General features: G+C 65.3%; 6 protein-coding genes. 3 read left to right on the top strand and 3 right to left on the bottom strand.

All coding sequences use genetic code 11. The annotated features are described in order from the left end of the window. Positions 1-2,168 (bottom strand): alpha-glucan family phosphorylase (glgP, locus tag VAE54_RS08165; RefSeq protein ID WP_322801460.1); only part of this gene is annotated, 2,168 nt, incomplete at its 3' end. 385 nt (positions 2,169-2,553) lie between these two features. On the opposite strand from glgP, the gene VAE54_RS08160 reads away from it, so the two are divergent. Together VAE54_RS08160 and lpdA are read left to right on the top strand one after the other, a co-directional pair. Next, complete coding sequence (locus VAE54_RS08160; RefSeq protein ID WP_322801459.1) at positions 2,554-3,621, top strand: bifunctional phosphoglucose/phosphomannose isomerase; 1,068 nt, start codon at positions 2,554-2,556, stop codon at positions 3,619-3,621. 123 nt (positions 3,622-3,744) lie between these two features. Continuing rightward, entirely contained in the window at positions 3,745-5,160 is a 1,416-nt protein-coding gene (gene lpdA / locus VAE54_RS08155; protein WP_322801458.1) for a dihydrolipoyl dehydrogenase, read from the top strand. Positions 5,161-5,244: 84 nt separating this feature from the next. Here the strand turns inward: lpdA and VAE54_RS08150 are convergent, their stop codons facing one another. Together VAE54_RS08150 and VAE54_RS08145 are read right to left on the bottom strand one after the other, a co-directional pair. After that, a complete protein-coding gene (locus tag VAE54_RS08150; protein WP_322801457.1) occupies positions 5,245-5,823 on the bottom strand; it encodes a hypothetical protein in 579 nt (192 codons plus the stop codon). Positions 5,824-6,131: 308 nt separating this feature from the next. Beyond that, positions 6,132-7,397 carry an ABC transporter permease gene (locus VAE54_RS08145; RefSeq protein WP_322801456.1) on the bottom strand — a complete coding sequence of 422 codons (1,266 nt, stop codon included), beginning with the start codon at positions 7,395-7,397 and terminating at the stop codon, positions 6,132-6,134. Positions 7,398-7,709: 312 nt separating this feature from the next. On the opposite strand from VAE54_RS08145, the gene VAE54_RS08140 reads away from it, so the two are divergent. Beyond that, a complete protein-coding gene (locus tag VAE54_RS08140; protein WP_322801455.1) occupies positions 7,710-12,449 on the top strand; it encodes a GAF domain-containing protein in 4,740 nt (1,579 codons plus the stop codon). Positions 12,450-12,513: the final 64 nt, after the last annotated feature.

Below are 12,513 nucleotides of genomic sequence, written 5' to 3'. Positions count from 1 at the left end.
TAAAGAACCGGCTCCCGGGGGATGGCCGTCCGGCGGCGGGCCGCTTCCATGGCGGGAAGATACATCTCGTGGAGATATTCCTTCATCATCCGACGCGTGTTAAAAAAGGGGGCCAGGGAGCGGATGGATTCCTTCACCATGCGCAGCCAGCGATGGGGAATGCCATCGGCTTCCACATCGTAATAAAGGGGCACCACGGCGTTCTCCAGCAGCTCGTAGAGCGAGGCGGCGTCGGCGATATCCTGGGCCTCCGGATCCTCATAATCCCGATCTTCCCCGATGGCCCAGCCGTTGGCTCCGTTGTATCCTTCCCGCCACCAGCCGTCGAGGACGCTCAGGTTCAACACGCCGTTGAGGGCGGCCTTCTGGCCGCTGGTGCCGCTGGCCTCCAGCGGCCGCCGCGGGGTGTTCAGCCAGACATCCACCCCCTGCACCAGATAGCGAGCCACTTCCATATCGTAGTCCTCAATGAAAACGATCCGCCCGCCGAAGGAAGGGTCTTTGATCATGCGGTAGATCTCCTGGATCATCCGCTTGGCCGGCTCGTCGGCCGGATGCGCTTTCCCGGCCAGGATGATCTGGACAGGGCGGTGCGGATCGTTCACCAGCCGCCGTAGGCGGTCGGGATCTCGAAACAGCAGGTAAGCCCGCTTATAGAGGGCGAACCGTCGGGCGAAACCAATGGTGAGAGCGTAGGGATCCAGGAGCACCCCCGAGGCCACAATCTGGATGGGAGAAACATGGTTGCGTTGCCAGCGCCGCCGCGCCCGCTCGCGCATGAAGGCGACCAGCTTGCGCTTGAGATGGCGCCGGACCGTCCACAGTTCCTCGTCCGGGATCTCCAGAACCCGCTCCCAGAGGGCGGGATCGTCCACCCGTTCCATCCAGTCCGGCCCCAGGTAGCGCTGATACAGCGCTCGCATCCGGCGCGCCAGCCAGGTTCCGATGTGCACACCGTTGGTGATGTGACGGATGGGGACCTCCTCCACCGCGCGGTCCGGCCACAGGTGCGCCCACATCCGACGGGTCACCCGGCCATGTAGCTCGCTCACCGCGTTCCGGTGGTTCGAGAAGCGAAGGGCCAGGGCGGTCATGTTGAACGTCGGCCCCCATGGTTCGTCCTGGCGGGCCAGCTCGCAGAATTCCTCGAAGGAGAGCTTGAGCTGCTCCCAGTAGCCGGCGAACGCCTTCTCGATCAGCGTCAGGGAGAATCGATCGTGGCCCGCGGGGACGGGGGTGTGGGTGGTGAACACCGTGGTCTCCCGGACCCATGCGGCGGCTTCCTCAAAGGGGATCCCTTCGGCGATATACTCCCGCAGCCGTTCCAGGATGGAGAACGCGGAATGTCCTTCGTTCAGATGCCAGACGGCGGGGCGTATCCCCAGGGCGCGCAGCGCCCGCACCCCTCCGATCCCCAGGATCATCTCCTGGGCGATGCGTCGTTCGGGATCCCCATCGTAGAGCCGGGCGGAAAGCTCCTGGTCCGCAGGGAGGTTCTCAGGAAGGGCCGTATCCAGGAGATAAAGGGGGATCCGCCCGATCTGCAGGCGCCAGATCTGAGCCCGAACCGGGCGGCCTGCGATGGAGACTTCCACCTGCAGGGGCTGTCCATCGGGACCGGTCACCCGTGCGAGGGGGAGGTTTTCGAGATCCAGATCTTCATACAGCGCCTCCTGCCAGCCGTCCTCGGTGATGCGCTGGGTGAAATAGCCGTGCTGATACAGCAAGCCGATCCCCACCATGGGGAGCCCGAGATCGCTGGCTTCCTTCAGGGAATCTCCGGCCAGCACTCCCAGGCCGCCCGCGTAAGCCGGGAACGCTTCGTGGATGCCGAACTCGGTGGAGAAATACGCAATGGTAGTCCCCGCGTGCTCCGGGAAGGACCGTTCAAACCAGGTCTCCCCAGCGACCGCCCGATCGAACTCCGCCAGAACCCGATCGTAAAGCTCCAGGTAAACCGGGCTCTGGGCCGCCGCGTTGAGGCGGATCCGCTCGATCCGTCGGAGCAGGGCCACCGGGTTATGCCGCACCTCCTCCCAGAGCACCGGGTCCAGGCGTTGAAACAACCGCTGGGCGTCCGGCTGCCAGGTCCACCAGAGATTGCTGGCCAGATCGCTCAGACGGGCAAGGCGCTTGGGAATCAGCCCCTCGTTCCGAAGAGCGCTCATCCATCCCTCCTTTGAAGAATGGAGGTTAGGGCGCCGGGATCCCCATCGAGCTTCTCCAGACGGCTGTTCCCTTCCGGGATCCGCCAGGACACCCATGCAGGGATTTCCAGCCCCCTTGAGTAAAGCGCTTTATCATTTTATCGGTAACGGGTATGAGTGCAAAACTCCCCCGCCGGGAGAGCTCCACTGCTGATTGAACGGAGAAGCCATCCGAACGCGGAGGCCATCTCTTAAGAAAACCCAGGATCCGGTTGCGAAAACTTGCCCATTGAGCATGCTATAATGCGATTGCTTTCGCTCCGTGCCTCCGGGTTGAGCCGGATGCGAGGATAGATGGCCCGGTTTGTCCTGGCCGGCGATTTCGTTCCCTGCAGGAGGGATCCCGATGCTTCATCTGGACGACGTGGCGCGCCTTCGGGCGCTGGACACAGGCCGGATGCTGGACCTGGTGGCGGATCTTCCGCGGCAGTTGCGGGCTGGTTGGGAGCTGGCGATGGCCACGCCGCTGCCCCGCGAATGGGATGCTTCGGCTTTCCACGCTGTTGTGATCGCCGGGATGGGCGGGTCGGCCATTGGGGCCTCTCTGGTCGCTGCCCTGACTGGGGGGGAATGCCCGATCCCGCTCGTGGTGGTGCGGGATTACACCCTGCCGGCCTTCGCGCGGGGACCACGGGTTCTGGTGGTCGCCTCCAGTTATTCGGGGGAGACCGAGGAGACGCTGGAGGTCTTCGAAACCGCCCGGAAGCGTGGATGCGCCCTGGCGGCGGTGGCAACGGGAGGCCGGCTGGCGGAATGGGCCCGGACGTGGGGGGTCCCGCTGTTCCTGTTCGAGCCGGTTGGGCAACCCCGGGCCGCTCTGGGGTATTCCTTCGCCATCCTCCTCGGCCTGCTCCACCGGCTGGGGCTGATCCCGGATCAGCGGCCGGCTATCGATGAGGCGGTCGCCATCATGCAGGAGGATCTCCCCCGCATGGCCCCGGAGGTCCCGGCTGTCCAGAACCCGGCCAAGCGGATGGCCGGGCAGCTGATCGGGCGCCTTCCGGTGATCTTCGGAGCAGGGCCCCTGGCCGAGGTGGCCCGCCGCTGGAAGACCCAGATCAATGAGAACGCGAAGGCGGCGGCGGTCTTCGAGGCCCTGCCGGAAGCCGATCACAACACAGTGGTCGGCACGGAGTTTCCCCCTGAGCTGTTGCCCCATCTGATAACCCTTTTCCTGACTGCCCCTTCGGATCATCCGCGCAACGCCCTGCGGGTGCGGATCACCCGCGAGCTGTTCATGCGTCAGGGGGTGAACACCGATCTCTTCATCGGGCGTGGGGAGAGCCCGATCGCTCAGGCGTTCTCCCTGATCTTCCTGGGCGATTTCATCAGCGTGTATCTGGCGCTGGCGTATGAAATCGATCCCACGCCGGTTCGGGTGATCGCGGAGCTGAAGGCCCGCCTGAGCGGGTGAGGCGGGCTGTCCGCCGATGGAGCGGGAATCCATGGCCGGATCGCGCGAGCTCTGCTGGCAGATCCATCCGTTGCCCTCGCCGGATCCAGAAAGCCGGGAGGAGTTCCACATAGGGAGGATCCCATGCCGCAGTATGACGTGGTCATCATCGGAGGCGGGCCGGGCGGGTATGTGGCGGCCATCCGGGCGGCCCAGCTGGGCCTGAAGACGGCCCTGGTCGAGCGGGAGCATCTGGGCGGGGTGTGTCTGAACTGGGGTTGCATCCCCACCAAGGCGTTGCTGCGCAACGCCGAAGTGATCGAGCTCCTGCGCCGGGGGGATGAGTTCGGGTTCTCCTTCGAGAACCTGAAGGTCGATTACGAGGCGGCCTACCGCCGCAGCCGTCAGGTGGCTGATCGGCTGGTGCGGGGCGTTCAGTTCCTGATGCGCAAGAACCGGATTGACGTCTACGAGGGGGAGGGGCGCCTTCGCTCGGCCCGGGAGGTCGAGGTGCATCCGACGCAGGGGGCAGCCGTCGGCGGCCAGAAGTTCGAGGGGGTGCTGGAGGCGAAATACATCATCCTGGCCACCGGCGCCCGGCCGCGGCTGCTGCCGGGCCTCTCCCTGGATCCACCCCGGGTGATCACTTACCGCCAGGCCCTGGAGCTGAAACAGGTCCCCCGTTCCATCGTCATCATCGGCGCGGGCCCGATCGGGCTGGAGTTCGCCTATCTCTTCCGGGTTTACGGCGCGGAGGTGACACTGATCGAGATGCTTCCCCATCTGGCGCCGCTGGAGGATGAGGAGATCAGCGTCGAGCTGGAGAAGCAGTTCACCCGCCTGGGGATCCGCTTCATGACGAACACCCGGGTGGAGGCGGTGCGGGCGGCGGGCGATGGGGTGGCCGTGGAAGCCGGCGGGCAGACCCTTCAGGCGGAGACCGTGCTGGTGGCCATCGGCGTCCAGCCCAACATCGAGAACCTGGGCCTGGAGGCTGTGGGGGTGCAGACGGAGCGGGGGGCGATCGTCGTGAATGAATTCCTTCAGACCTCGGTGCCCAGCATTTATGCCATCGGCGATGTCACCGGGAAGCTGGCCCTGGCCCATGTGGCCTCGGCCCAGGGGATCGTGGCGGTGGAACACATCGCCGCCCGCGAGGAGAAGGGCCCGATGCCCCCGGCCCTGGACTACCTGGCCATGCCGCGCTGCACCTACTGCCGCCCTCAGATCGCCTCCATGGGGTTGACCGAGAAGCAGGCGAAGGAGCAGGGCTACACCGTGAAAGTGGGGAAGTTCCCCTTCCAGGCCAACGGGAAGGCCCTGGCCTTCGGCGAGCACGCGGGGTTTATCAAACTGGTCGTGGACGCCAAATATGGGGAGATCCTGGGGGTGCATCTCATCGGCCCTGAAGTCACCGAGCTGCTGCCCGAGATGGTCCTGGCCCGGACGGCCGAGCTCACCCCGGAGGAGATCGTGCGGGCGGTCCATGCCCACCCCACCCTCAGCGAGGTCCTGGCCGAGGCCGCCCATGCCGCCCTGGGGGCGGCTCTCCATATCTGATCGATCGGGATGCTCGCGGGCCTTTATTTTACAGGGGGGATCGCAGAGGCCCGGAGCTCCCGGATCGAGATCCAGCGGCTGTCGTCAGGGGGTGTCGACGACCACCCGCACATCGAGATCCACCGGGCCCGCCCCGGTGTTCCTGAGCGTGATGTGGCTGCAGCCGGCGAGCACGGCTCCCTGCGGTCCTTTCCACATTCGTTCGACGCCTTGGGTGTTCAGGATCCACACGATCCCTTCGCCGTTTCCCGCGGTGACTTGCCAGGAGATCGCGAGGCCGAAGGCGGCGCACGGCGGCTGCTGCGGGTAGCCGATCATCGCCGCGATCTCGTATCCATCGTGGGCCCATTCCTCGTTCGCTTCTAGATGCAGATGGAGACACTGCTGGGCCGCCCGGGTCGTGAAAGGAGGTTGGGGCCCCGGGATCGGAGGGGCCGCGCATGAAGGGCCAAGGGCGGCCGTCGGGATCGGGCGCGGGGTGGGCGACGGAGGCACCGTCGGCGTCAGGCGCGGGGTGGGCGACGGAACCGTCGTCGGCGTGGCCGGGGCCGGTGCCCGCGGGCCCGCTTCCTCTTCGATTCGGGTGGGTGTGGGGGTGGGCCGCTGGCATGCCACGGTCAGCACGGCACTAAGCCCTATCAAACCGATCTTCCACTTCTTCATAGGCTCCTCCTCTCATTTGGTTTCAGGCCGGCCCAGGGGACGCTCACTCCCATCGGAAGAACCTCGCGGCGAGCACCCCGCCGATCGCTCCCGTCGCCGCCAGGAAGGCGAGGTCCCCGAGGTGGCTTCCCAGCGACCCCCCGGCCCACAATCCGCGCATTAGGACGACGAGGTGGGTGATGGGAAGCCATGCTGAGAGGATCTTCCGACCTCGACATAGGATCCGTAGGCTTTCCGCAACCCTTCCACCTCGATCACCGCTCGCATGTTCGGTCTCCTTGCTGAATTGGAAATCGGCGCAGAACCCGCTATTCATACCGTAACGCGATAATCGGGTCCAGGCGGGCGGCCCTCCAGGCGGGGTAGAGACCGAAGAAGAGACCGACGGCTGAACTGATGCCCACCGCCAGCATCACCGCCCCGGGGGTCACCATCGCCCGAAACGCGCCTCCCGCCAGGGCGGAAATCAACTGCGCCACCCCGATCCCCAGCAGGACCCCCAGCGCGCCCCCGGTTAGCGAAAGCAGCACCGTCTCGACCAGAAACTGGAGCATGATATCCCGCCGCCGGGCCCCTACCGCTTTGCGCAGGCCGATCTCCCGGGTGCGCTCCCGCACCGAGACCAGGGTGATGTTCATGATCCCGATCCCTCCGACCAGCAGAGAGATCCCGGCGATCGCGGAAAGAAAGGCAGTGAGGATCGCGGTGAGGTTGCCGAAGAGGCTCAGGATCTCTTCCTGGGAGACAACGGTGAAATCCTCATCTTCCCGAAAGCGGACCCCATGGCGTTCCCGCAGGATCGTGATCGCCTGCTCTTGGGCTATCCGGATCCGCTCATGGGAGCGGGCAACCAGCACAATGGCGGTGAGGCCTGGCTCCCCCCCACGCCCCCGCACGCTGTAAAGATACTGATGCATGGTGCTGAGGGGGATCAGCACCACCTCGTCATCGTTCCCGAAGGAGGTCCCACCTTTCCGGCTCAACAGGCCGATCACCCGGAAGGGGACATCCCGGATCCGAATCAGCTGTCCGATCGGGTCCCCTTCCCCGAAAAGGGTCCGAGCGGTCTCCGCGCCCAGCAGGGCGACCCGGGCGCGGGTTCCTTCGTCTTCGGGTTCGATGAACCGCCCGCGATCCACCTGCCAGTTCCGGGCGATGCGATACTCGGGGGTCACCCCGCGCACCGTCACGATGGCGCGCTCTTTTTCTGAGGCGACCGGAAAGGTTTGGGCCACCACGGGGGCGACCATGAGGATATCGGGCGCCCGGGTCGGATCCTGCAGGGCCCGGGCATCGCCCAGCGTCAGGATAGGACGCATCAGACCGGATTGCTGGGCGGCGGCCCGTGTGAACCCGCTCTGAGAGAATCCCCCGGGGAAGACGAACAGGACGTTGGGTCCAATCGCCTGGACCTGGCGCTGGATGTAATCCTGCACCCCCTGGCCCGCCGCCAGCAGGGCGATCACCGCGCCGACCCCGATCAGGATCCCCAGGAGACTGAGGGCCGTGCGAAGTTTGTTGGCCATTAAGCTCTGGATTGCAGTCTGCAAGCTCTCCTGTAGACGGGCCAGCATCAGGAAAGACTCCCGCGGATCTCGCCGTTCTGTTATGATGGATGCCCCTATATTCTACTTCTCGTTCCAGCCATCTACAGGGGTGTCGCTGCTGAAGCGGCCCCTACCGCGCCTGTCGATCGTCAGTATTGACAGCTCCGGAGGGTTGCATTATTCTAACATCAGTGATATCATCGCGCCCATTGCGCTGAAGGCTTGCACTCCGGATGGCAGGACCGCCTCTTTTGGCTTTCTTCACGCATCTATGGCAGAAAGGATCAAAGACTGAAGAACCCGCTATGGAACTCCGGCCAAACGAAAGGATCCGATGGGATGGCCCTATTGGGTGGGATTTTGGGACTGGCAGGCCTGATCCTCGCCTATGTGGGCGGGCGGCGAACGCGAACCCCGGAGGCTCACCTGTGGACGCTGGCCCTGGCAGCGCTGGCCTGGTGGGGGATCAGCGAGAGCCTCATCGTCGCGCCGGTGGATCCGAAGATCCGGCTCCTCGGGGTCCGGGCTCAGGTGATAGGGGTTGTTGGGATCGCCCCGTTTCTCCTGCTGGGCGCTATTCAGTATTCCGGCACGGTCCTGCGGCTCCGTCTCCGCTATCGGATCGGGATCTTCCTGATCCCCGCCCTTACCGTCCTTCTCGCTTTCTCGAACGATCGCCATCATCTGATCTGGTCCACGCTGGAGTTGCGCCCCGATGGAGCGCTGCAGATCGCTTACGGGCCGTGGTTCTGGCTCCATACGCTGTTCGCGATCATGGCCTTTCTGGTCGCCCTGGCGTTTATGTTTCCTGTTCTCATCCATGTCTCCCGCGAATCGCTCCCGGTGATCGCTGGATTGTTCCTGGCCACGGCCCTGATCTTCGCTGCCTTCCTCCTGAGCCTCTATGATCCCTCCTATGCGTATCGATCCGCTCCATGGCGAGGGGCGAGCGCCGTGATGCTGGGGCTGGCAGCGGTGCTGCTGGGCTTGGTATTCCAGACCCTCCCCTCTTTCCACCCGATCCCGATTGCCCGAAGTCTGATCGTGGAGACCATGTCGGAAGGCATGATGGTTCTCGATCCGCAGGGGCGGGTGGTCGATGTCAATCCCCCGATGGCACGCTGGCTCCACCGCGCTCCCGCTGCCCTGATCAGGGCATCGATGGAAGAGGCGCTGGCTGCGTGGCCGGATCTCCGCGAGGCGCTGCGGCTGTGGTCGCGGGAGGGACAAGGAGGGATCGGGGAATTCCGCCATCCGGAGGAGGATCGCTGGTTTCTGATCTCCTTCCAGCCCATTCTGCAATTCCAGGAGCGAGCGGGATGGCTGGTGCGGGCCAGCGATATCACAGAATACAAGCGGCAATCCCTCCAGCGCGCCCGACAGCAGGAAGCCCTGATCCGCTTGGCGACCGACCCCCATGTCCAGACCGGGGATCTGGAGGAAGCGCTGTCGCGGATCGCATGGGTGGCGGCGGAAACCCTTCAAGTCAGCCGGGTGAATATCTGGCGCCTGAATGAACGGAGCGGATGGCTCGAATGCCTGGTCCATGTCGAATGGCCGTCCGGCACCTTCCACAAGGGAGCGGTCCTGCGGGCTGCGGATTATCCCGCTTACTTCGAGGCGCTGCGGCAGGGCCGGGCTGTGGATGCGACGGACGCGCGTCAGGATCCCCGAACCCGGGAGCTGCGGGAGTCGTATCTGGAACCCCTGGGGATTTTCTCCATGCTGGACGCGCCGATCCGCCGGGAAGGACAGGTTGTGGGGGTCATCTGCCATGAGCAGGTGGGCGAGATCCGTCGCTGGACCCCTGAGGAGATCGCTTTTGCCGCTGAGCTGGCAGACCTGATCGCCCTGGTTTGGACGAACGCCGAGCGTCGGGCGGCTGAGGCGCGGGCCCAGCGGTATGCCGGGCAGCTCCAGCTGCTCCAGCAGCTCACCCAGGAGCTCTTTCAGACGGTTGATCTGGAGCGCTTCTATGATCGGGTTCTCCAGGGGATCTTGGAGATCCTGGGAGCGGATCGCGCGGCCATCCTGCTGCGGGACCCGGATGGGGTGGTCCGGTTCAAGGCATGGCGAAATCTCTCCGAATCATACCGTCAGGCCGTGGAGGGACACTGGCCCTGGGATCCCTCGGATCCGGATCCGCAGATCCTGTGGATCCCGAATGTCGAGCAAGCCCCGGAACTGGGAGAGGTCCGCGAGGCGGTGCTTCGAGAAGGGATCCGCGCCCTGGCCTTCGTCCCCATCCAGAGTGGGGGGCAGGCCCTGGGCAAGCTGATGCTGTATTATGATCGGCCCCGGGATCCGGATGAGGAAACGTTGCGCCTAACGCGGGCCCTGGCGGATGTCGTGGCGGCGGCGCTGCGGCGGCGTCGGGAAGCCTGGATATGGGAGGCCATGGCCGGAGCGTTGCAGGAGATCCTGGACAGCCCGCCGGAGTTCCAGGCCCGGGTGCAAACCATCCTGCGGGCGGCGCGGCGGTTGCTGCGGGGCGATCGGGCGGGCCTGTGGTTTTATGAGCCGATCCGGGAGCAAGTGGCCTGCGCCGGCGTGGAAGGGCTCTCGGAGGCCTACGTCCGGTGGCTCCTGGAAAGCTACCAGCGGGTTCCCGGGGTCCGTGCCATCGAGATCCCCACGGTGATCCACATATCGGACGTCCAGCGCGATCCCCGCACGGAGGGCGTCCGGGACCGGCTGGTTCAGGAGGGATTCCGCGCCTACGTGGTGTTCCCTCTGTGGGCACCCGTGATGACCTCCGGCCAGTTCCCCTTTCGGGGCGTGTTGACCGTCTACTGGGATACCGTGTGGAAGCTGGAAGCGGAGGAATTGCTGGTCGGGCAGGCGTTCGCCAACGCAGCCGCCCAGGCGCTGGCGAACGCCTATCTGTTCGAGGAAACCCGGCGGCGGGCCCGCCATGAGGCCGCCCTGAATCGGGTGGTGGCTGCGATCCTCCAGGCGGAGGATCTGGATGATGTTTTGCGCATCGGTCTGGAACAGGCGCAGGCGATCACGGGATTCCAGATGGGAATGGTCCACCTGTGGGATGAGGGTCAGAACTGCCTGCGCCTTCGGGCGGCGATCGGGATCCCCGAGGAAGCGCGGGGGCTGCTGGAGGAGTGTCACCCGGGAGAGGAAGCAGCCGGCCCGCTGATCGAGCAGCCGGTTGTTTACAGCGATCTCCCCCGCGAGGCACCGGAGCTCCATCGGCGGATCCCCTTTCTATCCGCACGCGCCTGGGTGAGCGTCCCGCTCCGGGCGGGCTCCCGCCGGGTGGGCGTTCTCAGCCTTTACGATCCGGCCCCCCATCTGTTCGCAGAGGATGAGCTGACCCTTGTCCAGACGCTGGCCGATCATCTCGCCCTGGCCGTGGAGCGCGCGATGCTGGTGGAGCGAATGGCCGAGCAGATCCGCGAGGTCTCGCTTCTATACGAAGCCAGCGCCAATTTGCTGGCCGCCCATGATGTTGGATCCGTGGTCAAGTTCCTGGGGCGATTCCTCTCGGAGATCACGGGAGGCATCTACGCGCGCTTTTACCGGTATCGATCGGAAGCGGATACGCTGGAGCTGCTTTCCGAGTATGTCGTCTCGGACGCCGCTTCCGGGCAGTGGCTCTCCTGGCTCGAGCAGGTCCGCGATGTTTCGCTCTCCATCCGGAACGCGGCGCTCCGGGAGCGCAAGCCGTATGCGCTGTGGCTCCCCGAGCCAGGCCGTTTCGAGGGAACGCCTCTGCCGCCATGGATCCAGAAGGAAGATGGGCGGGTGCTGGAGCGGCTGGGGGTGCGGCGTCTGATGATTCTGCCGCTGGCCATGGGGGGCCATGTGCTGGGCCTGGCAGAAGTGTGGGATCCGCGTGGCGATCACGGCTTCTCGTTGAATCAGATCGCCCTGAGCCAGGCCATCGTCAACCATGCGGCGGTGGCGCTGGAGCACGTCCGGCTGCTGGAGCTCCTGGAGGAGGAGCGTCGCCGTCTGCGGACGTTGATCAACGCCGCGGTGGATGGCATCATCCTGATCGGCACCGACGGTCGGATCCTGGAGCTCAATCCGGCCGCCGTGAACCTCCTCGATCTGAAATGGGAGCCCGGGGCGTGGATCGGCCGGCCGGTCGCCGATGGGATCCGCGATCTGCGGAAGGTCCGGCCGGCGCTGGCCCGCGCGCTGATCCGCCAGCTCAGGAAGTGGCGCCGGGATCCCTCGGGCGCCTGGACAATGGAGTTCGACACGGAGACGCGGAGCCTGCGCATGCAGATCGTTGGAATCCAGAGCGAGGGCGCGGCGATGGGTTGGCTGGCGATGATCTACGATATGACTCCTGCCCGGACCCTGGAACGGTTGCGGGAGGAGCTGTTCCATATGGTGGTCCACGATCTGCGCAACCCGGCGGCTTCTGTTCAGACGGCGCTGAACTTCTTGCTGAGCGAGGGCCTGGGCCCGCTTTCCCAGGAGCAGCGGGAGGTGCTGACCATCGCCCGGGACAACATGGGGCGTATGCTGCGGATGGTCAACACGATCCTGGAGTTGCGTCGCCTGCAATCCGGGGAGGTGGTTCTTCATCGGAGGGCGATCTCCCTCCCGGAGCTGGTGGCCGGCATTCTCCGGGAGCTTTCCATATTAATTCGCGAAAAATCGCTGGAGGTGCATGTGGACTTCTCATCGCCCAGTGGGGGGGCAGGGGAGTTGCCCAAGGTATGGGGTGATGAGCTGTTCATCATGCGGGTTTTCCAGAACCTGCTGGACAACGCCATCAAGTTCACGCCCTCCGGAGGGGAGATCCACATCCGGGCGGCTCTGGAGCGGACAGATGGAACGCCGTGGGTGAAAGTGATGGTGGCGGATTCCGGGCCAGGGGTGCCTCCGGAGATGCGGGAGGCGATCTTCAAGCCCTTTGTCACCGGGATGACGAAAGGGCGCGGTGTGGGCCTGGGGCTGGCGTTCTGCAAACTGGCGGTGGAGGCCCATGGCGGCCGCATCTGGGTAGAGGATCGCCCGGGGGGCGGAGCCGCCTTTGTGTTTACGCTGCCCGCGGTGTCTGGGGAGGAAACACCTGGGATCCAAAATCTGGAACCATCGCTCCCCTGATGGCTGGGGAGGGCCGGCCCAGCCCCGAAGAGTGCTCCCCTTCCAGAGTCCGCTGCTCGACCGG

It is taken from the genome of Thermoflexus sp. (genome assembly GCF_034432235.1).
Classification (GTDB): domain Bacteria; phylum Chloroflexota; class Anaerolineae; order Thermoflexales; family Thermoflexaceae; genus Thermoflexus.
Note: the sequence above shows the minus strand (reverse complement) of the source record. Positions and strands in the feature narration are given on the sequence as shown.